Source organism: Streptomyces sp. NPDC050161 (assembly GCF_044460025.1).
In the GTDB taxonomy this organism is placed as follows: Bacteria; Actinomycetota; Actinomycetes; order Streptomycetales; family Streptomycetaceae; genus Streptomyces.
Genome location: NZ_JBITJM010000002.1, coordinates 259,155 through 282,697 on the forward strand (window position 1 = coordinate 259,155; position 23,543 = coordinate 282,697).

19 protein-coding genes are annotated in these 23,543 nt (G+C 72.1%); 10 read left to right on the plus strand and 9 right to left on the minus strand.

Annotation, left to right across the window (positions count from 1 at the left end):
- Window positions 1–248 precede the first annotated feature (248 nt).
- Window positions 249–1,124: a sugar phosphate isomerase/epimerase family protein gene (locus ACIBK8_RS04365; protein ID WP_399040008.1), complete on the minus strand. Its 876-nt coding sequence runs from the start codon at window positions 1,122–1,124 to the stop codon at window positions 249–251.
- A 208-nt stretch (window positions 1,125–1,332) separates the two neighbouring features.
- Between ACIBK8_RS04365 and ACIBK8_RS04370 the strand changes: the two genes are divergently transcribed.
- The 3 genes from ACIBK8_RS04370 to ACIBK8_RS04380 all read left to right on the plus strand — a co-directional run bounded on the left by ACIBK8_RS04370 (window position 1,333) and on the right by ACIBK8_RS04380 (window position 6,228).
- Window positions 1,333–2,484 (plus strand): Gfo/Idh/MocA family protein, encoded by a 1,152-nt coding sequence (locus tag ACIBK8_RS04370; RefSeq protein WP_399040009.1) that lies wholly within the window; start codon window positions 1,333–1,335, stop codon window positions 2,482–2,484.
- Window positions 2,485–2,539: 55 nt separating this feature from the next.
- On the plus strand, window positions 2,540–4,759 hold the full coding sequence (locus ACIBK8_RS04375) for an ATP-dependent RecD-like DNA helicase (RefSeq protein WP_399040010.1): 2,220 nt from the start codon (window positions 2,540–2,542) through the stop codon (window positions 4,757–4,759).
- 179 nt (window positions 4,760–4,938) lie between these two features.
- Window positions 4,939–6,228, plus strand: coding sequence for a citrate synthase (locus ACIBK8_RS04380; protein WP_393685405.1), 1,290 nt, complete (start codon window positions 4,939–4,941; stop codon window positions 6,226–6,228).
- A 632-nt stretch (window positions 6,229–6,860) separates the two neighbouring features.
- On the opposite strand, the gene ACIBK8_RS04385 is transcribed toward ACIBK8_RS04380, so the two are convergent.
- Window positions 6,861–7,154: a heavy-metal-associated domain-containing protein gene (locus tag ACIBK8_RS04385; RefSeq protein WP_399040012.1), complete on the minus strand. Its 294-nt coding sequence runs from the start codon at window positions 7,152–7,154 to the stop codon at window positions 6,861–6,863.
- Window positions 7,155–7,373: 219 nt separating this feature from the next.
- Between ACIBK8_RS04385 and ACIBK8_RS04390 the strand changes: the two genes are divergently transcribed.
- Window positions 7,374–8,363 carry a DedA family protein gene (locus tag ACIBK8_RS04390; protein ID WP_399040013.1) on the plus strand — a complete coding sequence of 330 codons (990 nt, stop codon included), beginning with the start codon at window positions 7,374–7,376 and terminating at the stop codon, window positions 8,361–8,363.
- 513 nt (window positions 8,364–8,876) lie between these two features.
- Here the strand turns inward: ACIBK8_RS04390 and ACIBK8_RS04395 are convergent.
- Entirely contained in the window at window positions 8,877–9,893 is a 1,017-nt protein-coding gene (locus ACIBK8_RS04395) for a Gfo/Idh/MocA family oxidoreductase (RefSeq protein ID WP_399040014.1), read from the minus strand.
- 150 nt (window positions 9,894–10,043) lie between these two features.
- Here ACIBK8_RS04395 and ACIBK8_RS04400 point away from each other — a divergent pair, with 150 nt between their 5' ends.
- Window positions 10,044–11,081, plus strand: a complete 1,038-nt coding sequence (locus ACIBK8_RS04400) for a LacI family DNA-binding transcriptional regulator (RefSeq protein ID WP_399040016.1) — start codon at window positions 10,044–10,046, stop codon at window positions 11,079–11,081.
- 66 nt (window positions 11,082–11,147) lie between these two features.
- Here the strand turns inward: ACIBK8_RS04400 and ACIBK8_RS04405 are convergent, their stop codons facing one another.
- The 6 genes from ACIBK8_RS04405 to ACIBK8_RS04430 all read right to left on the minus strand — a co-directional run bounded on the left by ACIBK8_RS04405 (window position 11,148) and on the right by ACIBK8_RS04430 (window position 16,848).
- Entirely contained in the window at window positions 11,148–12,071 is a 924-nt protein-coding gene (locus ACIBK8_RS04405; protein WP_399040017.1) for a 2-dehydropantoate 2-reductase, read from the minus strand.
- A gap of 163 nt (window positions 12,072–12,234) precedes the next feature.
- A complete protein-coding gene (locus ACIBK8_RS04410) occupies window positions 12,235–12,429 on the minus strand; it encodes a helix-turn-helix transcriptional regulator (protein WP_399040018.1) in 195 nt (64 codons plus the stop codon).
- A gap of 310 nt (window positions 12,430–12,739) precedes the next feature.
- Complete coding sequence (locus ACIBK8_RS04415; protein ID WP_399040019.1) at window positions 12,740–13,120, minus strand: peptidoglycan-binding protein; 381 nt, start codon at window positions 13,118–13,120, stop codon at window positions 12,740–12,742.
- Window positions 13,121–13,273: 153 nt separating this feature from the next.
- Window positions 13,274–14,686: a sugar porter family MFS transporter gene (locus ACIBK8_RS04420; protein WP_399040020.1), complete on the minus strand. Its 1,413-nt coding sequence runs from the start codon at window positions 14,684–14,686 to the stop codon at window positions 13,274–13,276.
- Between the two features lie 155 nt (window positions 14,687–14,841).
- Window positions 14,842–15,861 carry a Gfo/Idh/MocA family protein gene (locus tag ACIBK8_RS04425; protein ID WP_399040022.1) on the minus strand — a complete coding sequence of 340 codons (1,020 nt, stop codon included), beginning with the start codon at window positions 15,859–15,861 and terminating at the stop codon, window positions 14,842–14,844.
- Window positions 15,862–15,927: 66 nt separating this feature from the next.
- A complete protein-coding gene (locus ACIBK8_RS04430) occupies window positions 15,928–16,848 on the minus strand; it encodes a sugar phosphate isomerase/epimerase family protein (protein WP_399040023.1) in 921 nt (306 codons plus the stop codon).
- A gap of 298 nt (window positions 16,849–17,146) precedes the next feature.
- Here ACIBK8_RS04430 and iolC point away from each other — a divergent pair, with 298 nt between their 5' ends.
- From iolC to ACIBK8_RS04455, 5 genes are all read left to right on the plus strand, one after another.
- Window positions 17,147–18,139, plus strand: coding sequence for a 5-dehydro-2-deoxygluconokinase (gene iolC, locus ACIBK8_RS04435; protein ID WP_399040025.1), 993 nt, complete (start codon window positions 17,147–17,149; stop codon window positions 18,137–18,139).
- A 69-nt stretch (window positions 18,140–18,208) separates the two neighbouring features.
- Window positions 18,209–19,096 (plus strand): deoxyribose-phosphate aldolase, encoded by an 888-nt coding sequence (locus ACIBK8_RS04440; RefSeq protein ID WP_399040027.1) that lies wholly within the window; start codon window positions 18,209–18,211, stop codon window positions 19,094–19,096.
- Between the two features lie 81 nt (window positions 19,097–19,177).
- Window positions 19,178–20,065, plus strand: a complete 888-nt coding sequence (gene iolB, locus ACIBK8_RS04445; RefSeq protein WP_399040284.1) for a 5-deoxy-glucuronate isomerase — start codon at window positions 19,178–19,180, stop codon at window positions 20,063–20,065.
- Window positions 20,062–21,936: a 3D-(3,5/4)-trihydroxycyclohexane-1,2-dione acylhydrolase (decyclizing) gene (gene iolD, locus ACIBK8_RS04450; protein ID WP_399040028.1), complete on the plus strand. Its 1,875-nt coding sequence runs from the start codon at window positions 20,062–20,064 to the stop codon at window positions 21,934–21,936. Before iolB ends, iolD begins: the two co-directional genes overlap by 4 nt.
- 40 nt (window positions 21,937–21,976) lie before the next feature.
- On the plus strand, window positions 21,977–23,470 hold the full coding sequence (locus ACIBK8_RS04455) for a CoA-acylating methylmalonate-semialdehyde dehydrogenase (protein ID WP_399040029.1): 1,494 nt from the start codon (window positions 21,977–21,979) through the stop codon (window positions 23,468–23,470).
- Window positions 23,471–23,543 lie beyond the last annotated feature (73 nt).

The window sequence follows — 23,543 nt, forward strand, 5'->3', positions numbered from 1 at the left end:
TGGAGGAAACGTCCAAGGACAAACGGATAACCCGAAAGTGAGATCCGGTCAATGACCCGGCGGGCGGTGGCGCCGGGCGGTTGCGGACCACCGGGGAATGTGCGGGCCGGACCCCGACGGCGGCTCGGGGGCGGGCAGGGAAGAGCCCGGACGGCAGGTCGGGGGCGGCTGGGGGAGAGCCGGGGTGGCAGATCAGGGGCGGCTGGGGAAGAGCCCTGATGGCGCATCAGGGGCGGGCGGGGGACGGCTCAGGGGGCGGGCCGCGCGGCCGGCAGTCCCTGGAGGTGGCGGCGGCCGGCGGCCAGCAGTCCCGGCAGTGGCGCCGCCTGCGGATACCACCGCTTCTCGTACTCCCAGCACAGCCAGCGCCCGGCGCCGGCCTCCTCGACCGTCGCGTCCACCGTGCCCGTACCGCTGCCCAGCGCGGCCAGGCAGCCGGCCAGCGGCAGCGTCCCGGCGCCGAGCGCGAGTGGTGTCAGGTCCTCGGCCGACGCGACGTCCTTGACCTGCACATAGCCCAGGTACGGGGCGAGCGCCGCGTGACTCGCGGCCGGTTCCTCGCCGCCGAGCCCGGTGTGCAGCACGTCCCAGAGCGCGCCGACGGACCGGTGCCCCACCAGGCCGAGCACCCGGGCGGCGGCCGCCCCGGTGCGGTGCGAATCGTGCGTCTCCAACAGGACGCGGACCCCGAGCCCGGCGGCGAACGGGGCCAGCGCGGCGAGCCTGCGGGCGGCGTCCGCGTCGGCATCGGCGGCCGGCCGGTCGCCGCCCCCGGGGAAGACCCGTACGAACGGCGCGCCCAGGTCGGCGGCGAGTTCCACCAGTTCCCGCAGCCGGACCGCCAGATCCCGCTCGCCCGCCGCGTCCTGCTCCTCGGCGACGCGGGCGTACCCGGCGACGGCCAGCACCGTGACCCCCGCGTCGGCGAACTGCCCGCGCACCGCTGCCCGTTCGGCCGCACGCGTCCCCGGGTGCACCGGCTCCTCCGGGTGCGCCCGCAGCTCCACCCCCTGGTATCCGGTGTCCACCGCGAGCCGCAGCACCTCGGGCACCGGCATGCCGGGCACCCCCAGGGTCGAGAACGCGTAGCGCACCGCACCGGCATCCCGGCTCGTCCGGCTCATGGGTTCCTCCCGTCCGCGAGGTCACACAGGGGCGCACCGGGGAACGTGCCCCGGAGCCGGGCGCCACCGTACGCCGCGCGGGCCCGCCCCACACGGTGGCGGCGCGCCGCGGTGCGGGCTGTTTCCGTCCGGGCGGCGCACCGCTACCTTCGGTTCACCAGCGCGCCGCACCACCGCCGTTGCCGCCGCACGCGTAAGGGGCCGGACCGTGACACACACGACCGTACGCATCGCCATGAACGGCGTGACCGGGCGCATGGGGCACACCCAGCACCTGGCACGCTCCGTCCTCGCCCTGCGCGACGAGGGCGGCCTGACCGCCGCCGACGGGACGGTGATCAGGCCCGAACCGGTCCTCGTCGGCCGGTCGGCCGACAAGCTGCGGATACTGGCCGACCGCTACGGCATCGACCACTGGAGCTGCGACCTGGACACCGTGCTCTCCGACGGCTCCGTGGGGATCTACTTCGACGCGCAGGTCACGGCGGCCCGCGAGGCGGCGGTGCGCAAGGCCGTCGCCGCCGGGAAGCACGTGTACGTCGAGAAGCCCACCGCGGGCGACGCCGCCGGCGCGCGGGAACTGGCACGGCTGGCCGAGGCGGCGGGTGTCAAGAACGGCGTCGTCCAGGACAAGCTCTTCCTGCCGGGACTGCGCAAGCTCCGCCGCCTGGTGACGGACGGCTTCTTCGGCCGCATCCTGTCCGTACGGGGCGAGTTCGGCTACTGGGTCTTCGACGGCGGCGGCCTGCCGTCCCAGCGCCCCTCCTGGAACTACCGGGCCGAGGACGGCGGCGGCATCGCGGCCGACATGTTCCCGCACTGGGAGTACGTGCTGCGCGAGCTGTTCGGCCCGGTCACCAGCGTCCAGGCACACCTGAGCACGCACATCCCGCGCCGCTGGGACGAGAACGGCGTGCCCTACGAGGCGACGGCCGACGACGCCGCCTACGCGGTCTTCGAGCTGGCCGGCGGCATCGTCGCGCAGATCAACTCCTCCTGGGCGGTCCGGGTGCACCGCGACGAACTGGTGGAGTTCCAGGTGGACGGCACCGAGGGGTCGGCCGTCGCCGGGCTGCGCGGCTGCCGGATCCAGCACCGCGCCACCACGCCCCGGCCGGTCTGGAACCCCGATGTGCCGTCGGCCGACCGCTTCCGCGCGCAGTGGCAGGAGGTGCCCGCCGACGCCGATGACGGCAACGCCTTCAAGATGCAGTGGGAACTCTTCCTGCGGCACGTGGTCTGCGACGAGCCCTGGCGCTGGGACCTGGCGGCCGGCGCACGCGGCGTCCACCTCGCCGAACTGGGCGTGCGCTCCGCACGGTTGGGCCGCAGGCTGGAGGTCACGGAGGGCGGCGGGTGACGGCCGCTGCCCGGTCCCGGCGGCGTTGTCGTACCCCGGCGGTACCGTTCGGAGCATGGACAGCACGGTCAAGCCGGCAGTGGTCGAAGGGGTCCTGGAGCGGATCACCTACGCCAATGAGGAGAGCGGCTACACGGTCGCGCGCGTCGACACCGGACGCGGCGCCGGCGACCTGCTGACCGTCGTCGGGGCGCTGCTCGGCGCGCAGCCGGGCGAGTCGTTGCGCCTGGAGGGGCGCTGGGGCTCCCACCCGCAGTACGGCAAGCAGTTCACGGTCGAGAACTACACCACCGTCCTGCCCGCCACGATCCAGGGCATCCGCCGCTATCTCGGCTCCGGCCTGATCAAGGGCATCGGCCCGCGCATCGCCGACCGGATCACCGAGCACTTCGGCCTGGAGACCCTCGACGTCATCGAGCAGCGGCCGGAGCGCCTGGTCGAGGTGCCGGGCCTCGGCCCGAAGCGGACGCGGCTGATCGGCGCCGCGTGGGAGGAGCAGAAGGCCATCAAGGAGGTCATGATCTTCCTCCAGGGCATCGGCGTCTCGACCTCCATCGCGGTGCGCATCTACAAGAAGTACGGCGACACATCCCTCTCCGTGGTCCGCGAGGAGCCCTACCGCCTGGCGGCCGACGTGTGGGGCATCGGCTTCCTGACGGCGGACCGCATCGCCCAGTCGGTCGGGATTCCGCACGACAGCCCGGAGCGGGTCAAGGCCGGCCTCCAGTACGCCCTGTCGCAGTCCACCGACCAGGGGCACTGCTTCCTCCCCGAGAAGCAACTGATCGCGGACGCCGTGAAGTTGCTCCAGGTCGACACCGGCCTGGTCATCGACTGCCTGGCCGAGCTGGCGGCCGACCCGGAAGGCGTGGTGCGCGAGAAGGTGCCGGACGGCGAGGGCGGGGAGCCGGTCACCGCCGTCTATCTGGTGCCCTTCCACCGAGCCGAGATCTCGCTGGCCGGCCGGCTGACCCGGCTGCTGCGGACGGACGAGGACCGGATGCCCGCGTTCCGGGACGTCGCCTGGGACCGGGCGCTGGCCTGGCTGGCGCGGCGTACGGGCGCCGAGCTGGCGCCCGAGCAGCAGGACGCGGTGCGGCTCGCGCTGACCCGGAAGGTGGCGGTGCTCACCGGAGGCCCCGGCTGCGGCAAGTCCTTCACGGTCCGCTCCGTGGTCGAGCTGGCCCGCGCCAAGAAGGCCAAGGTGGTGCTCGCGGCCCCCACCGGGCGGGCCGCGAAGCGGCTGTCCGAGCTGACCGGCGCGGAGGCTTCCACGGTCCACCGGCTGCTGGAGCTGAAGCCGGGCGGGGACGCCGCGTACGACGCCGAGCGGCCTCTGGACGCCGATCTGGTGGTGGTCGACGAGGCGTCGATGCTGGATCTGCTGCTCGCCAACAAGCTGGTCAAGGCGGTGCCGCCGGGGGCTCACCTGCTGCTGGTGGGGGACGTCGACCAGCTGCCTTCGGTCGGCGCGGGCGAGGTGCTGCGGGATCTGCTCGCCGAGACGGGCCCGGTGCCCGCCGTCCGGCTGACCAGGATCTTCCGGCAGGCGCAGCAGTCCGGGGTGGTGACGAACGCGCACCGCATCAACTCCGGGGTGCCGCCACTGACACAGGGCCTGCCGGACTTCTTCCTGTTCGCCGAGGAGGACACCGAGGAGGCGGGGCGGCTGACCGTCGAGGTGGCGGCCCGCAGGATCCCGGCGAAGTTCGGCCTGGACCCGCGGCGGGACGTCCAGGTGCTGGCGCCGATGCACCGCGGACCGGCCGGTGCGGGCGCGCTGAACGGCCTGCTCCAGCAGGCGGTCACCCCCGCCCGCCCCGACCTGCCCGAGCGCCGCTTCGGCGGCCGGGTCTTCCGCGTCGGCGACAAGGTCACCCAGATCAGAAACAACTACGAAAAGGGCCTCAACGGCGTGTTCAACGGCACGGTCGGCGTGGTCACCGCGCTGAACACCGACGAGCAGACCCTGACGGTGCGCACCGACGAGGACGAGGAGGTCCCCTACGACTTCGACGAGCTGGACGAACTGGCGCACGCCTATGCGGTGACGATCCATCGATCGCAGGGCAGCGAGTACCCGGCGGTGGTGATTCCGGTCACCACGGGCGCCTGGATGATGTTGCAGCGCAACCTGTTGTATACGGCCGTGACCCGGGCAAAACGCTTGGTGGTGCTGGTGGGTTCCCGCAGAGCGCTGGGGCAGGCCGTACGCACCGTTTCCGCCGGTCGGCGGTGCACCGCGCTGGATCACCGGCTCGCGGGGGCGCTGTGAGGGCGCGGCCGACTTCCCTTATCGGGGCGAAGGGGAGCAGGATGGGTCAGTCAGGCGGCACTGAGTGCCGCCTGGAGGCCCTATGGCCGACCCCGAGTGCACATCCAAGGTCCAAATGGGGGAAGGTATAGGCAGTCAGGGCACCTCGAAGAAGAGGCACAACGTCGGTGAGGGATGACGTGAGCGACAACTCTGTAGTACTGCGTTACGGGGACGGCGAATACAGCTACCCGATCGTCGACAGCAGCGTCGGCGACAAGGGCTTCGACATCTCGAAGCTGCGCGCCCAGACCGGTCTGGTGACCCTGGATTCCGGTTACGGCAACACCGCTGCGTATAAATCCGCGATCACCTATCTGGACGGTGAGCAGGGGATTCTGCGCTACCGCGGCTACCCGATCGAGCAGCTTGCAGAGCGCAGCACGTTCGTCGAGACCGCCTACCTGCTGATCAACGGTGAGCTGCCCACCGTCGACCAGCTGTCGAACTTCCAGCAGGACATCACGTACCACACCCTGCTGCACGAGGACGTCAAGCGCTTCTACGACGGCTTCCCCCGGGACGCCCACCCGATGGCCATGCTGTCGTCGGTCGTCAGCGCGCTGTCGACGTTCTACCAGGACAGCCACAACCCGTTCGACGAGCAGCAGCGGCACATCTCCACGATCCGGCTGCTGGCCAAGCTGCCGACGATCGCGGCGTACGCCTTCAAGAAGTCGGTCGGCCACCCCGTCGTCTACCCGAGCAACGACCTCGGGTACGTCGAGAACTTCCTGCGGATGACCTTCTCGGTGCCGGCCGCCGAGTACGAGCTCGACCCGGTCGTCGTGGGTGCCCTGGACAAGCTGCTGATCCTGCACGCGGACCACGAGCAGAACTGTTCGACCTCCACCGTGCGTCTGGTCGGCTCCTCGCAGGCGAACCTCTTCGCCTCAATCTCGGCCGGCATCAACGCCCTGTGGGGCCCGCTGCACGGCGGCGCGAACCAGTCCGTGCTGGAGATGCTGGAAGGCATCCAGCGGGACGGCGGCGACGTCGACTCCTTCATCCGCAAGGTGAAGAACAAGGAAGACGGCGTGAAGCTCATGGGCTTCGGGCACCGCGTCTACAAGAACTTCGACCCCCGGGCGAAGATCATCAAGGCGGCGGCGCACGACGTCCTCTCGGCGCTCGGCAAGTCCGACGAGCTGCTGGACATCGCCCTCAAGCTGGAGGAGCACGCGCTCTCCGACGACTACTTCGTCGAGCGCAAGCTCTACCCGAACGTCGACTTCTACACCGGCCTGATCTACCGGGCCATGGGCTTCCCCACCGAGATGTTCACCGTGCTCTTCGCGCTCGGCCGGCTTCCCGGCTGGATCGCCCAGTGGCACGAGATGATCAAGGAGCCCGGCTCCCGCATCGGCCGCCCGCGGCAGATCTACACCGGCACCGTCGAGCGCGACTTCATCCCGGTCGAGCAGCGCTGACGGCTCCGCGCCGCGCACGCTGACACCGGCTCCGGCCCTCGCCCCCACCGGGCGGGGGCCGGACCGCGTTCGCGGGCGGTGCCGCGGCGGCAGAAACGAAAGCGCCCCGCCTCCAGATCCCCCCACGGGTCCAGAGCACGGGGCGCTTCCCATGTCCCGGGTCGGATTCCCCCCACGGGATCCGTCCGGGCGTTCCGGGTGCACCGCGATCTGCCGGGACGCGCACATTCGGGAGGGCCGCTCAAAGCTCCCCGGGCGCGTCGCCCCGGCCACGCGTAGCCGGGCATGATCCCCCAAGATCAGCACGGCTGTTGCCGTGCAGGCCCCGCCGGGGTGCCTGCACGCCCGGTTAGACTCTCGACCCCCCTCAATGGTTACGTTCAGAACCCTGTGATCTGGGTCTCTTGCCATATAGGGGCGAATGCGGTCAAGGGGCGCGAGTTGAAAATCGCGGGCCTCACGTATGGGTGTTGTGCCGCTTGTGAGAGTTTTGTGAATGCCGGGGGTCGGGATCCGGCCGCGCCGCCTGATGCGAATGCCGGAGGGGGCGGGCGGCCACACGCTGTCACACCGGGCCGCCCGCCCCCTCCGCTGCCCGGCCCCGCGCGCACGCGCCGGGCCGGGGGTGACCGTCAGGCCCGGCCCACCAGTTCGTAGCCCGCCTCGTCGACTGCCTCGCGCACGGCAGTGTCGTCGAGCGGGGCCTTGGACGCCACGGTCACCAGGCCGGTGGCGGCCACCGCCTCGACCGAGCTGACGCCGGCGATCTCCGAGATCTCGGACTTCACCGCGCCTTCGCAGTGGCCGCAGGTCATGCCGGTGACCTGGTAGGTCGCCGTGACCCCGGCCTCATCCGTCGCGACGGGGCCGGACTGGCAGGAGCCTTCGGGGGTGCAGCAGGAACCGTTCGTCGATGCGGCGGTCATGGGAATCTCCTCGTGGTGCCGATGCGTTCCGTGGGATGCCGAAGTGCCGTACGGCGCCGGAGGTGGCGGGTGCGGCCGACGTGCCTCACGTTATACCCCTAGGGGGTATCAATCCAAGCTTCGGCGCGCTCTGCCGCACCGCGTACGCGTTGCCGCCCGCAGGGCCACGCGTCAGCCTGGTGAGTATGGGCTCGGGGCGGATCCGAGGAGGCGGGCCGGATGAACGTACTGGCCCTCTACGGGCTGCTCGCGCTCACCACGCTGCCACCCCTGGTCCCCAACTCGGCCCTGCTCGTCACCGCCGGCGTGCTCGCCTCCCACGGCGACCTCCACCTCCCGCTCGTCCTGCTGATCGTGGCCGGCAGCGCCGCCCTGGGAGACGTCCTGATGTACCTCGTCGCCCGGCGGTTCGGCGGCCCGGCGCGCGCCTGGATGCTGCGCCGCGCCCGCCGCCGCGCCCTCTTGGAATGGACGTCCCGGCGGATCGAGCGCTACGGCATCCCGTTCGTCATCGCGGTGCGCTTCCTGCCCAGCGGTCGCATCATCGGCGCCGTGGCCTCCGGCGTACTCCACTTCCCGCTGCGCAAGTACGCACTCGGCACCGGCATTTCCGAGGTGGTGTGGGCGACCTACTCCGTCGGCCTCGGCTACCTCGGCAGCGCCGCAGCGGACAACCGGCTCCACGCGGCCGGCATCGGCATCGGCGTCTCCTGCACCGTCGCCGCCCTCGCCACCGCCGTGGAGTGGACGGCCCGCCGTCGCGCCGCCCGGCTCCCCGGGGGTGGCGAGGGCGGCGGCCACCGGACGGGCGGCGCGACCGGGGGCCACGGCGGCAACGGGCGCGGGAGCGGCGGCGCGGCCGGTGAGGACGGGGCCGGGGGTGGCGGTGGACCGGAAGACCACGGGCGCAGGCGACAGGCCGTAGTCGCTCTTTGGGCGCTACTTCGGGTTGAACGCGCCCGGGACCACGGCGCGGAGCTTGTCGAGCCGTTCCGTGAGCGAGTCCGCGATCTTCGTGCATGTCGTGGTTTCCGGCTTCCCGCCGGAGCCGGGGACCTGTGCCGTGTGGGTTTTGCTGTCCAGGCACTCAGCGGCATAGCGGGACATCCAGCCCACTTCGTGGGCCCAGTACCGCAGGCGGCCATGGGGACTTGTCTGAAGCCGGGCGTCGGCGACTTCGGCCTTGCGTACCAGCTCCGCGGTGCCTGAGCGCAGCTTCGCGCGCCCGGGGCCGTCGTTCGCCTCCAGGCGCTGCAGGCGGCCCCGTAGGTCGCTCACCGACTCCTGGAGGGAGCCGTAGGCGTCCGACTGTTCCCGGCGCACCTTCCAGTCGGTTTCCTGCGCTCGCTTCTCGCGGTCGTTGGTCAGCGTCGCGTTGGCCGCGATCGTGGCGCTGTAGTAAGAGGCGCCGAAGCTCGCGATGATCGTGAGGATGCCGACAATGACCGGCGTCCACTTCGACAGCCGGTCCCGTCCGGTCGGCTCCGGTGGGCCGGCGGTCTCGGGGGTTTCGACGGGGGGTAAAGCGGGGGCGTCGTCATGCATGCCGATGCCAACGGTTGCCGCTCCGGCCGTATTCCGGTTGACCTCCTGGAGCGGGCACTCGCCGAACACCCCACGCGTGCACCGATGTTGACCAAGATCGGAGAGCTCGCTCTGCGCCGTGCCTCCCATCGACGGCACGGCGCACCGGCGTTCGCTCCCGTCACGCGCCAGGACGGCTCACGCGTCCGCCGCGCCCCGGATGTCCGCGAGGGCGACCGGCTGGCCGGTCCTGCGTGACCGTTCGCACGCCTCCGCCACGTAGAGCGCCTCCAGGGCCTCGGCGGGTGAACAGGGGCTCGGTGTCAGGCCCGCCGCGACGTCGGCGAATACCCCCAGCTCGGTCACGTACGCGGCGCGGAATCGCTCCATGAAGGTGGCGTAGGGGATGTCGGCCTGCTGCCAGGAGAGTTGGGGTTCGGCCGACGGTAGCGGTGCCCGGTCGTCGAGGCCCACGAACCGTGCCCCTTCGGAGCCGCAGACCTCCAGCCTGACGTCGTGCCCGGCGCCGTTGTAGCGGGTCGCGGTGACGGTGGCCAGGGTGTCGTCGTCGAAGCGCAGCAGTGCCGCGCAGGTGTCGACGTCGCCGCCGGCGGCGAAGAAGTCCGCGCCGCGGTTGGCCCCTTGGGCGTAGACCGAGACCACCTCGCGGCCGGTGAGCCAGCGCAGGATGTCGAAGTCGTGGATGCTGCAGTCGCGGAACAGGCCGCCGGATGTGGGGATGTAGCCGGCCGGCGGTGGTGTCCGGTCGCTGGTGCAGGCGCGCAGGGTGTGCAGCCAGCCCAGTTCGCCGGAGCGCAGCGCCTCGCGGGCGGCGCGGTATCCGGCGTCGAAGCGGCGCTGGAAGCCGATCTGGACGGGCACGTCGCCGTCCTGCGCGCGTGCGACCACGCCGCGGGTGCCGGCGACGTCCAGGGCCACCGGCTTCTCGCAGAAGACCGGCACCCCGGCGTCCAGCGCCTGATGGATCAGTGGGGCGTGGGCACTGGTGGCCGCGGTGATCACCACGCCGTCGAGCCCGCCGGCGTAGAGGTCGTCGATGCTGCCGGCCGCCCGGATGCCGAGGGTGGCGGCGAGTGAGGTGGCGCGGGCGGTGTCCGCGTCGGCGACGACGAGATCGGTGACGCCGGGGACGCCGCGGAGGGTCTCGGCGTGGAACGCGCCGATGCGCCCGGTGCCGATGAGTCCGATCTTCATGCCTCGGTCCTTTCCAGGGGAGGGGGAACTGAATGATTGGAACGGTCCAACGCCTGCTTGTCCGCACCCTGCATGTCTGGGTCTCCGCATGTCAACCCTTGTGTGCCAGGTGCGTTGACGCCGCTCGGGGCGGGTGGCAGGATTTCGTGCATGGAACGGTCCAAGGAAGGGTCGGGCGGGGAGCGGCCCCCGACGATCCGGGGTGTCGCCGAGCGCGCGGGTGTCTCGAAGTCGCTGGTCTCGCTGGTGCTCCAGGGGTCGCCCCGGGTCAGCGACGCCAAACGGCAGGCCGTCCTGGCGGCCATCGACGAGCTGGGCTACCGCCCGAACGCCGCCGCCCGCAGCCTGGTCGCCCGCCGCACGCACACCGTCGGCGTGCTCATCAACGACCTGCGCAACCCGTGGTTCGCCGAGGTCCTGGACGGCCTCAACTCCGTACTGCACGCACACGGCCTGCGGATGCTGATGGCCGACGCGCGGCTCGGGCAGCGCACCGGCGAGGACCTCACCCGCGCCTTCCTGGAGCTGCGGGTCGACGGCCTGGTCGCGGTCGGCACGCTGCCCGACCCCGACGCGCTCGCCGCCGCCGCGGCCCGCCTGCCGGTCGTCGTCGCCGGCACCCACGAGCCGCGGCTGCCACGGGTGGACACCCTCGCGAACGACGACGAGCGGGGCGCCCGCCTCGCCACCGCCCACCTCATCGGCATCGGCCACCGCCGCATCGCCCACATCGCGGGCCGGGGCAGCGTCGGCGCGCTGCGGCGGCGCGGCTTCGAGGCGGCGATGGCCGATGCAGGTCTCGCGGACGGCGCGGTGGTCGAGCCGGGCGAGCCCACCGAGGGGGGCGGCTACCGCGCCGCGGTGCGACTGCTTGGCGGGCCGGCCGAAGGGCCGCGCCCCACCGCCGTCTTCGCGTTCAACGACATCTGCGCGGTGGGCGCCCTGTCGGCGGCGCAGGAACTGGGCCTCGACGTTCCCGGCGACCTCTCCCTCATCGGCTGCGACAACACCTACCTCTCCCGCATCCGGCACCTGTGGCTGAGCACCGTCAACAACACCAGCGGCGACATGGGACGCCGCGCCGGGCGCTGCCTGCTGGACCGGATGGCGCACCCCGAACGGGCCGCCGAGCGCCAACTCGTCGCGCCGTCCCTGGAGATCCGCGGCACCACCGCACCGCCGCGCTGAGCGCCGGGGAGCGCACCGGCCCCTTCGATGCCGTCGCCCGCGCCCGCCGAGGCCGGTCGGGAGGCGTCAGCCGTCGGCCGGCTGGGCCCGCAGCTCCCGGTCGACGGCGCGGAGCAGGGTCAGCAGCATCCGGTTCAACGGCGTGGCGATGCCGTGCCGTTCGCCGCCCGCGACCACCGCGCCCGTCAGGTACTCGTGCTCCAACGGGCGCCCCGCCAGCCGGTCGTAGAGCATCGACGAGCCACCGTCAGGCGGCACCATCCCATAGATCTCCAGCGTCCCTTCCACATCGGAATCGCCGAGCAGAGCGCCTTCGGCGCGGGCCACCGTCGCCGCCTCGGTCAGCAGGTCGCGGGTGAGCGCCGCCATGTCGGGGTCGCGGAAGACACCCATCCGCTGCTGGAGCAGCGCCGTGATCGGGTTGGCCGCCAGGTTGGTGAGCATCTTCCGCCAGGCGGCCGTGGTGAAGTCGGCGACCGGTGTGACGTTGAGGCCGCTGTCCGCCAGCAGTTCCCCGAAGCGCTGCGCCAACGGGCCTTCGGGTATGTGCAGTTCGCTGGCGATGTGGTGGGTGATCCGTCCTGGAGCGGTACGTTCCGCCGAGATGTAGCAGATCGCGGGCAGGACGCCGGTGCCCTCGGGGACGTACGGGGCGACCCGCTCGCGGTGGCCGACGCCGTTCTGCAGGACGACGACGGTGGTGCCGGGGCCGCACAGCCGCCGCAGCCAGGGCTCGGCGCCCGCCGTGTCCTGCGCCTTGGTGGTCAGCAGCACCCAGTCGACGGGTGCCGCCAGGCCGGGGTCGGTGAGGGCGGGGACCGCGGCGTGCCAGGTGCCGCCGTCGCCGGTGACGCTGATGCCGTCGACCGGTGTCCGCACGCACAGCGTGACGTCGAGCCCGGCGCGGTGTGCGAGCGCGGCGACGTAGCCGCCGATCCCGCCCGCGCCGATGACCGCGCTCCGGTCGGAGGGGTGAGGTGTCTTCGCCATGCGGAGAGCGTAGGCGGCCGGTCCGCCCACGGCAGCCGTGCCCTGCCAACCCCCGCCGCCCGCAGGCATGGTGAAGGCCCCGCGCCGGTGGGACGCGGGGCCGCAGGACGGTCGTGGCCAGGGCGCTCCTGACGGACCTCCGCGGAGATCCATCAGAAGCGCCCTAACGCCCTCCGCGATGTCCTGGCCTGCGGGCCGCCCAGGCTCTGACCGTGTCGGCGAGCCAGTAGGGTCTGCCGCCCTCCACCAGGTCCGGATCGGGCAGCAGGCCGTTCTTGCGGTACGAGCGCACGGTGTCGGGCTGCACCCGGATGTGTGCGGCGATCTCCTTGTACGACCAGAGCTTCGGGTCGGTCATCTCTGCGGCACCTCCCTGAACGGTACGCGGGGCCGGCCCGGTGCGAGCCGACGGACTGCCGCATACGACGTGGGTGATCAATCACCCTTTCCCCGGACAACGACACCGAGTGACCGGCGGGCCGCGGCTGTTGAGCGCCTGTGACGCAAACCCCGTGCAATCGTGACAGTTGTGACATGGGCGGTACGGCGGTGACGAAGATGTGACACGACGCGAAGGGGTGTCGGCGGGCCCGCGGTGCCCGGACGTGCGAGGGCGGGCCGCCCCGGGAGGGACGACCCGCCACCGTCGCGGGCGCGGCGCCCGGGGATCAGGAGGAGAGCGCCTTCCAGGTCTTCTTGCCGACCTTCCCGTCGGCGGTCAGGTGCTTCGCCTTCTGGAACTTCTTGACGGCCGCCAGCGTCTTGTCGCCGAAGTAGCCGGTCAGGCTGCTCCAGGGCAGGTACTTGCGGTTGGCCAGCAGGCACTGGACCTGCCTGACCCGGTCGTTGCGCTGGCCGTGCACGGTCAGCGCGTTCCCGCTGTAGTAGGCGCAGGCCGCCATCGGCCCGGCCGGACCGTCCGCGGGCCCGGCCGCGGACGCCGGGACGGCCAGCAGCCCGGCCGTCATCAGGCCCGCGGACACGGCCAGGACGGCCGAGCGGCGGACGGCATGACGCAGTGTGGTGGCCTTCACCGAGATGGCATTCACGATTTCCACCGTTTCCCCCGTTGGATGTGATTCCACCCGTATCCACGCACGCCGGACCTGCCGCGGTTCCGCCCGCCGCACCCGCCCGGCCGCCATTTCCGGTACGCCAGGTGACGTACGCCAACTCCCGTACGGGCCATGGCGCATGGCGCCTCAGGGGGTAGTGGCCGCCGCCCTGCGCAGCTCCTGTTCCAGGTCCTCCAGGGCCAGCCCCTTGGTCTCCGGCGCGTACCGCTTGCAGAACAGCAGCGACAGCACGCACATCACGCCGAAGAACCAGAAGGTGGCACTGGCGCCGACCGCGTCGAGCAGCACCGGAAAGGCCAGCGCCACCGCGAAGTTGACCAGCCACATCACAAAAACCGCCGCGCCCATGGCCAGGCCGCGGACCTTGAGCGGGAACATCTCGGCGAGCAGCAGCCACACCCCGGTGTTCAGCGTCCCCTGCATGAAGCCCATGTAGAGCACCATCAGGGCGAGCACCAGCACACTGACCGCGACACCGTGCGGCAGCAGGAAGGCCGCGCCCAGCAGGGCCAGCGACACCGTCATCCCGGCCAGTCCGGTGAGCAGCAGCGGGCGGCGGCCCACCCGGTCGATGAGCGACATCCCGATCGCCGTGGCGACCACGGAGACCGCGCCGACGGCGATGGTGGCGGTGATCGCGGCGCCGGTACCGAGCCCCGTCGACGCGAGGATCTTGGGCGCGAAGTAGATGACGGCGTTGACGCCGGTGATCTGCTGGACGACCGCGAGACCGATACCGACCAGCAGCAGCCGCCGCACCCACGGCGTACGCAGCTCCTGCCAGGCGCTTCGCCGGGCGTCCGCCTCCAGGTTGCGCGCCCGGTCGATGCGCGCCAGCTCGGCGGCGACCTCCCCGGCGGGCAGCGTGCGGCGCAGCACCCGCGCCGCGTCGTCCGGCCGGCCCCTGCTGATGTACCAGCGGGGCGTGTCGGGCAGGAAGAAAAGACCGGCGAACAGCGCCACGGCGGGCAGCGCGGCCATGCCGAGCATCCAGCGCCACGCCTCCCACTGCGCCAGCACGGCGTTGATCAGATAGGCGAGCAGCTGACCGCTCACGATCATCAGCGAGTTGAAGGACACCAGCCGCCCGCGGATGTGCGGCGGCGCGATCTCGGAGAGGTACAGCGGGGTGATGACCGACGCGCTGCCGACGGCGAGCCCCAGCACGAAACGCGCCACCACCATGAACGGGACCGTCGGCGCGAGCGCGACGGCCAGCGCCCCGCCGATGAACACCGCGCCCGCCCACAACAGGGAGGTGCGGCGGCCCAGCGAGTCCGCCATCCGCCCGCCGGCCAGTGAGCCGAACGCCGCACCGATCAACAGGGCGCTGGTGATGACCCCTTCGCCCAGGGAGGACAGGCCGAAATGGCCCTCCATGAAGGGCAGCGCGCCGGACACCACCCCGGTGTCGTAGCCGAACAGGGCGCCGCCGAGCGCGGCGATGGCGGCGATGCCGACGATGAAGCGTGTGGCGGCGCGGGCGGTGGCGCTCTCCCGCGGTCCGGCGGGTGCCGTCCGGGACGTCGGAGCGGCCACGTCAGCTCCGGTTCGCCGTGACGTAGCGGTTGACGGCGGCGCGTATGAGGTGCGGCGCCTTCTCGGTCCGATCGAGGGCAAGGTGCATGACGGGGGAGCCTTTCGGGTGGGGCGCCGGGTGCCTCGGTGGTGCGGAACCCGGGGGAGGGGCGGGGTCAGCTGTAGAGCGCGGGCCGCTCGGCCAGTTCGACGGCGACGCGTTCCCCGGACCGCTGCGCCAGGACGCCGGCCTCGCACACCGCGGCAGCCGCGTACCCGTCCCAGCAACTGGGGCCCTCGACCTCGCCGCGCCGGGTGGCGTCCACCCAGCGCTGCACCTGCCGGTCGTACGCCTCCTCGAAGCGCTCGACGAAGCCGGGGGTGATGGCGCCGCCCCAGTGGCCGGCGGCGTTGACGAACACGCCGCGGTCGTCGCCGATCCTGGCGGTGCCCGTTTCGCAGACCGCCTCGCAGGAAACCTGGTAGCCGAAGCCGCAGTTGACGAAGAGTTCGGTGTCCACGACCTGGCCGGCCGCCGTCTCGAAGAGGATCAGCTGGGGGTCGCTGAGTCCTTCGGGCGCGTTCCCGGTGGGTGTGGGGCGCAGTACTCGGACGGCGGTGATCTCCTCGTCCAGCAGCCAGCGGGTCACGTCGATCTCGTGCACCACCGAGTCGTGGATCGTCATGGCGTCGGTGAAGCCGGGCGGCGTGTCCATGTTGCGGTGCTTGTTGTGGAGCATCAGCGGGCGGCCGTGCACCCCTTGCTGCACAAGGGACTTGAGGGCCAGGTAGTCGGCGTCGTAGCGGCGCATGAAGCCGACCTGGACGCGGCGGTGGCCCAGCTCCTGCTCGGCGGCCAGGACGCGCAGCGCGGACGCCGGGTCGGGGGTGAGCGGCTTCTCGCACAGCACCGGCAGGTCGCGGGCGAACGCGGCGAGCAGCGTCGCCTCGTGCGCGGGCCCCGGCGAGGCGATGAGGACGGCGTCCACCGCGGGGTCGTCCATGGCCGCTGCCGGGTCGGTGTACGGGGTGCACCCGGCGATGCCGCCGGCCAGCCGCTCGGCCCTGGCGGCGTCGATGTCGGCCACCGCGGCCACCCGCGCGCCGCTGATCACGTCGTTGATCCGGCGTACGTGGTCGGAGCCCATCCGGCCGGTGCCGATGACGGCCACGCCCAGCGTTCCGTGTGAAGTCATGTCGTCCTCAAGTCCTTGCCTGCTACGGGGTGTGAGGTGCTGCTGCGTGCTGTGGCCGTCTCCGGCTCAGGCGCCGCAGGAGCGCAGGAAGCGGCGGGTGCGCCGGGCGATCGGGAGCGGCCGGTCGGGCGGGCAGGGGTACATGTCCTGCTCGACGATGGCGAAGAGGTCGACGTCCAGCTCCTGCGCCGCCTCCAGGACGGGCGGCAGCGCGGGCACGCCCAGGGGCGGCTCGCACATCACGCCCTGCTGGACGGCGGGGCCGAAGGGGGTGCCCTTGGCGGTGACGTCGGCGAGGATCTCGGGGTCGACCTGCTTGAGGTGGAGGTAGCCGATCCGCTCGCCGTAGGTGCGGATCAGCTTGACGTTGTCGCCGCCGCAGTAGGAGTAGTGGCCGGTGTCCAGACAGAGGCTGACCAGGCCGGAGTCGGTGCCGTCGAGGAAGCGCGTGACGTGTTCCTCGGTGTCGATGTGGGTGTCGGCGTGCGGGTGGACGACGATGTCGAGCCCGAACTCGTCGCGGACCCGCCTGCCCAGGCGTTCCATGCCGGTGGTCAGGTTCTGCCACTGCCCGGTGGTCAGTTCGCGCGGCTCCAGTTCCTCGGCGGTCTTGTCGTCCCGCCAGAAGGACGGGATGACGACGAGGTGCCCCGCGCCCATCGCCCGGGTGAGCGTGGCGACTTTGGACACGTGCGCCCAGGTCTTGTCCCAGACGCCGGGGCCGTGGTGCAGCGAGGTGAAGACCGTGCCGGCCGAGACCTTCAGGTCGCGGCGGGCGACCTCCTGGTGGAGCACGGCGGGGTCGGTGGGGAGGTAGCCGTACGGGCCGAGTTCGATCCATTCGTAGCCCGCTTCGGAGACCTCGTCGAGGAAGCGTTCCCAGGGGACCTGCTGTGCGTCGTCGGGGAACCAGACGCCCCAGGAGTCGGGCGCGGAACCCACCCGGATGCGGTCCAGAACGGGCGAGGCGGCACGGGGTGCGGACATGCGGCGGCTCTCCTCTCGCCGGTCGGCGGTGACCGGGAGGCGCTGGGGTGGCGGTTGTGGGGCACAGCCTTCATGGCGCCCCGGGGAGTGTCAAGACTTCGTCCTGACATAAGGACTTAAGGACTTTCCCGTTCCGAGGATGTGCGGAATGGGGTGCACCTTCGTCCATTCTGGACGTCCGAATGTAAGGACAAACTATTGACAGCGTCTGAACTGCCCCGTTAGACCTGTGCTCAGAGGACCTGTGCTCAGAACCGAATCCGCCGAACCGCCGCGCCGGCCGACCGAAGGGGCCCGTATGACCGAGCCGTACGACCTGATCACGATGGGCCGCATCGGGGTGGACATCTATCCGCTCCAGACGGGCGTGCCGCTCGCGCAGGTGGAGACCTTCGGGAAGTTCCTCGGCGGCTCGGCCACCAACGTCGCGGTCGCCGCCGCCCGGCTCGGCCGCCGCTGCGCCGTCATCAGCCGCACCGGGTGCGACCCGTTCGGCGACTACATCCACCAGGCGCTCGGGGAGTTCGGCGTGGACGACCGGTGGGTCACCCCGGTGGACGGCCTGCCGACGCCGGTGACGTTCTGCGAGATCTTCCCCCCGGACGACTTCCCGCTCTACTTCTACCGCCGCCCCAAGGCCCCCGACCTGGTCATCCACCCCGAAGAGCTGGACCGCGGCGCGCTGCGCACCGCCCGGATCTTCTGGATCACCGGCACCGGCCTGTGCGAAGAACCCAGCCGCAGCGCCACCCTCGCCGCCCTGGAGGTCCGCGCCAAGGCAGGACCCACCGTCTTCGACCTCGACTGGCGGCCGATGTTCTGGGGCGGCGATGGCGGCGCGTCCGGCGACGGCGGCGCGAGCGGCGCCACGGCCATGGCGGCGGCCCGTCCGTACTACGAGGCGGCGCTCGCGCACGCCACCGTCGCCGTCGGCAACCTCGACGAGGCCGAGGTCGCCACCGGGCTGCGCGAACCCCGGGCCTGCGCACGGGCGTTGCTCGGCATGGGCGTCGAACTGGCCGTCATCAAGCAGGGGCCCAAGGGCGTACTCGCCGTGCACCGCGACGGCCGCAGCGTCGAGGTGCCGCCCACCCCCGTGGAGGTCGTCAACGGCCTCGGCGCGGGCGACGCCTTCGGCGGCTCGCTCTGCCACGGCCTGCTCGGCGGCCTGGACCTGGAGCCGATGATGCGCCACGCCAACGCGGCCGGCGCGCTCGTCGCCTCCCGGCTCGCCTGCTCGTCCGCCATGCCCACCGCCGGTGAGGTCGACGCCTTCCTCGCCGGCCGGTGACACCCGCCCGCCCGGTGGAGACCCCGTCCTGCCCCTCGCCCCTGTGCACGACAAGAAGGTGAGTCGACCGTGACCCCTCGGATCAGTGACCTCCCGGCGCTCCGGGCCCGGCATCCCGGAGCCGTCGCGGAGGCCGCGGCCCGGCGCGCCCGCCGCCCGCTCATCGGCGACAGCGGACGGCTCATGATCGTCGCGGCCGACCACCCGGCCCGCGGCGCGCTCGCCGTCGGCGACCGGAAACTCGCCATGGCCAACCGCACCGACCTGCTCGAACGCCTCGTCCTCGCGCTGTCGCGGCCCGGTGTGGACGGCGTGCTCGCCACCGCCGACATCCTGGAGGACCTGCTCCTCGTCGGCGCCCTGGAAGGCAAGGTCGTCATGGGCTCCATGAACCGCGGCGGCATCGCGGGCGCCTCCTTCGAGATGGACGACCGGTTCACCGGATACCGGCCCGATGACATCGCCCGGCTCCGCTTCGACGCGGGCAAGCTCCTGCTCCGCGTCGACTACGGCGACCCCGGTTCGCTCACCACGCTGGAGTCCACCGCCCGCGCCATCGACGCGATGGCCGCCCGGCAACTGCCGGTCTTCGTCGAGCCGTTCCTCTCCCGCAGGATCGACGGCGCGGTCCGCAACGACCTCAGCCCCGAAGGCGTCACCCGCTCCGTCGCCATCGCCTCCGGACTCGGCGGCACCTCCGCCTACACCTGGCTCAAGCTGCCGGTCACCGACGACCCGGACGCGATGGCCCGGGTCTGCGAGGCCACCACCCTGCCGACCGTGCTGCTCGGCGGCGACATCGGCAGCACCGTCGCCGACCAGGAGGCCGCGTACGAGAAGTGGCGCAAGGCGCTGCGGCTGCCGACCGTGCAGGGGCTGGTCGTCGGCCGGTCGCTGCTCTACCCGGCGGACGGTGACGTCGCGGCGGCCGTCGACACCGCCGTCGGACTCCTGTAACTGTCAGTGGTGAGTAGGAGACTTGTTGTCATGAGTGCTGAGTTCGCAGAAACCGGGGAACGCGAGGCGTCAGCCGACGCCATGGACTTCCACGTCAGGGCAGGTCAGGGGGGTGCGGGCGGGTACGCGCTGGACATCACGCCGGAGAAGGCCGGCTGGGGATACTCCTCGCTGCGCATCCTCGATCTGCCGCCCGGCGGCCGGCACACCTTCGCCACCGGCGGCAGCGAATGGATCGTGCTGCCGCTCTCCGGCGGCTGCACGGTCGCCACCGACGGCGGCGAGAGTTTCGAACTGGCCGGGCGGGCGGGCGTGTTCAGCGGCGTCACGGACTTCGCGTACGTCCCGCGCGACGCCGAGGTGCGGATCGCGAGCGCCGCCGGCGGCCGGTTCGCGCTCACCGGTGCCCGCTGCGAGCGCCGCCTGCCGGCCCGTTACGGCGCCGCGTCCGACGTCCCCGTGGAACTGCGCGGCACCGGCAACTGCTCCCGCCAGGTCAACAACTTCGGCGCCGCGGGCACCTTCGAGTGCGACAAGCTCATCGCGGTCGAGGTCCTCACCCCGGGCGGCAACTGGTCGTCCTACCCGCCGCACAAGCACGACGCGTGCCGCCCCGGTGAGGAGTCCGAACTGGAGGAGATCTACTACTTCGAGATCGAGCCCGCGCACGGCACGGAAGGCGTCGGCTACCAACGCGTCACCCCCTCCGGGCAGGGCCGCGGCACCGACGTACTCGCCGAGGTCCGCAGCGGCGACGCGGTCCTCATCCCGGACGGCTGGCACGGCCCGTCCATCGCCGCCCCCGGCCACACCATGTACTACCTCAACGTCATGGCGGGCCCGGGTGAGACCCGTGAGTGGCTGATCTGCGACCACCCCGACCACGGCTGGATCCGCGCCACCTGGCCTGCACAGCCCGTCGACACCCGCCTCCCCCTCTACACCGCGCCCGCAGGAGAAGCCCGATGACCACCCGACGCCTCACCGTCGCACAGGCCCTGGTGCAGTTCCTCGCCCACCAGTACACCGAGCGGGACGGCCGCCGGCAGCGACTGATCAACGCCTGCTGGGGCATCTTCGGCCACGGCAACGTCGCCGGCATCGGCCAGGCGCTCCTGGAGTCACGCGAGGACCTGCCCTACCTCCAGGGCCGCAACGAACAGGCCATGGTGCACGCCGCCGTCGGCTACGCCCGCCAGTCCGACCGGCTCCGCGCCCAGGCCGTCACCACCTCCATCGGCCCCGGCGCCACCAACCTCGTCACCGGCGCCGCGCTCGCCACCGTCAACCGCATCCCCGTGCTGCTGCTGCCCGGCGACACCTTCGCCACCCGGCCCGCCGAACCGGTGCTCCAGCAGCTCGAAGTCCCGTACGCGGGCGACCTGTCGGTCAACGACGCACTGCGCCCGGTCTCCCGCTACTTCGACCGCGTCACCCGCCCCGAAGCGCTGATCCCGGCCGCCCTCCAGGCCATGCGGGTGCTCGCCGACCCGGTGGAGACCGGCGCGGTCACCCTCGCCCTGCCCCAGGACGTGCAGACCGAGGCGTACGACTGGCCCGATGAGTTCTTCGCCGACCGGGTCTGGCGGGTCGCCCGCCCCGCCCCCGACGCCGACGCCCTGGCCGCGGCGGCGGACGCGATCCGCGCCGCCCGCAGACCGCTGCTGATCGCCGGCGGCGGCGTCCACCACAGCGAGGCGGAGGACGCCCTGCGGGCCTTCGCCGACACCACCGGCATCCCCGTCGCCGCCACCCAGGCGGGCAAGGGATCGCTGCGCCACGACCACCCGGCGGACGTCGGCGGCATCGGCCACACCGGCACCGCCACCGCCGACGGGCTTGCCCGCGAGGCCGACCTCGTCATCGGCGTCGGCACCCGGTACTCCGACTTCACCACCGCGTCCGCGACCCTCTTCGCCGCCCCCGGCGTGCGCTTCGTCAACCTCAACATCGCCTCCTTCGACGCACACAAGCTCGGCGCCGCCTCCCTCGTCGCCGACGCCCGCGCCGGCCTGGAAGCGCTCACCCGCGAGCTGAAGGACCACCGCGTCGACCCGGCGTACGAGGCCGGTTACGGCGCCACGAAGGCCGACTGGGAACGCCGGGTCGACGCGGCCTACGCCGCCGGGGACGAGTCGGCCCGCCCCTCGCAGACCCAGGTGCTCGGCGCCCTCGACGCCGTCGTCGACGACACCGACGTGCTCATCAACGCCGCCGGTTCACTCCCCGGTGACCTGCACAAACTCTGGCGCGCCCGGTCCCGCAGGCAGTACCACGTCGAATACGGCTACTCCTGCATGGGCTACGAGATCCCGGCCGCCATCGGCGTCGGCATCGCCGCCCCGGGGCGCCCCGTATGGGCCCTGGTCGGCGACGGCACCTACCTGATGAACCCCACCGAAATCGTCACCGCGGTCCAGGAGGGCATCCCCTTCACGCTCGTCCTCGTCCAGAACCACGGCTACGCCTCCATCGGCGGGCTCTCCCAGGAGACCGGCGGCGAACGGTTCGGCACGGACTACCGCTTCCGCGCCGGGGACGGCACCTACACCGGCGCCCCGCTGCCCGTGGACCTCGCCGCCAACGCCGCGTCCCTGGGACTGCACGTCATCCGCGCGGGCACCGTCGGGGAGCTGCGCGCCGCGCTCGCCGATGCACGTGGCGCGAACCATCCCACATGTGTCTATGTCGAGACCGAAACGGCCGACACAGTGCCGGGCGCGCCGGAGGCGCAAGCCTGGTGGGATGTTCCTGTTGCCGAGACCGCGACGCGTCCGGCGGCGGTAGCGGCTCGCGCGGCGTACGAACGGCACGCCGTGGACCGCCGCCGTCACCTGTGATCTCAGCTCGATGTCGTCACCACCCAGAAAGGCCCCCCGCATGAAGACCCTCAGCCACTGGATCGGCGGCAAGCCCGTCGAGGGCGTTTCCGGCAACTTCGGCCCGGTCTACAACCCGGCCACCGGTGCGCAGGAGAAGCAGGTCCCCTTCGCGTCCGTCGAGGAGGTGGACGCCGCCGTCGCCGCCGCCGAGGAAGCGTTCCGCACCTGGGGCACCAGCTCACTCGCCAAGCGCACCTCGGTGCTGTTCCGCTACCGCGAGCTGGTCGACGCGCACCGCGACGAGATCGCCGAACTGATCACCGCCGAGCACGGCAAGGTGCACTCCGACGCGCTCGGCGAGGTCGCCCGCGGCCTGGAGATCATCGAGCTGGCCTGCGGCATCCCGGAGAAGCTCAAGGGCGAGCTGTCCACCCAGGTGTCCACCCGTGTGGACGTCTCCTCGATCCGCCAGTCCCTCGGCGTGGTCGCCGGCATCACGCCGTTCAACTTCCCCGCCATGGTGCCGATGTGGATGTTCCCGCTCGCCATCGCCTGCGGTAACACCTTCGTCCTCAAGCCCAGCGAGAAGGTGCCGAGCGCGGCGCTCAAGCTCGCCGAGCTGGCGGCCGACGCGGGCCTGCCCGACGGCGTGCTGAACGTCGTCAACGGCGACAAGGTCGCGGTGGACCGCATCCTGGAACACCCGGACGTCGCCGCCGTCTCCTTCGTCGGCTCCACCCCCATCGCCCGCTACATCCACACCACGGGCACCGCCAACGGCAAGCGGGTACAGGCGCTGGGCGGCGCCAAGAACCACATGATGGTGCTGCCGGACGCCGACCTCGAACTCGCCGCTGACGCCGCCATCAACGCCGCGTACGGCTCGGCGGGCGAGCGCTGCATGGCGATCTCCGTCGTCGTCGCCGTCGGCGACACCGCCGACCCGCTGATCGGCAAGATCAAGGAGCGGGCCGGCAAGCTGCGCATCGGCCCCGGCAACGACCCGGCGTCCGAGATGGGCCCGCTGATCACCAAGGTGCACCGCGACAAGGTCGCCTCGTACGTGGCGGGCGCCGCCGCCCAGGGAGCCGACGTCGTCATCGACGGCACGGGCTTCACCGTCGAGGGCTTCGAGGACGGCCACTGGATCGGCGTCTCGCTGCTCGACCACGTCACCCCGGAGATGGACGCCTACCGCGACGAGATCTTCGGCCCGGTCCTTTCGGTCGTGCGGGTGGCGACCTACGACGAGGCCATCGCGCTGATGAACTCCTCGCCGTGGGGCAACGGCACCGCCATCTTCACCCGGGACGGCGGCGCGGCCCGCCGCTTCCAGCTGGAGGTCCAGGCCGGCATGGTCGGCGTGAACGTCCCGATCCCGGTCCCGGTCGGCTACCACTCCTTCGGTGGCTGGAAGGACTCCCTCTTCGGCGACCACCACATCTACGGCAACGACGGCGTGCACTTCTACACCCGAGGCAAGGTCGTCACCACCCGCTGGCCCGACCCGTCCGACGGCGGCATCAACCTCGGCTTCCCCAGCAACCACTGACCTCGGCGCGGCACCCCGGGTAAGCGTCCCCCGGCGCTTCCCCGGGGGCCCGCCCCGCGTGCCCGCCCCCTGC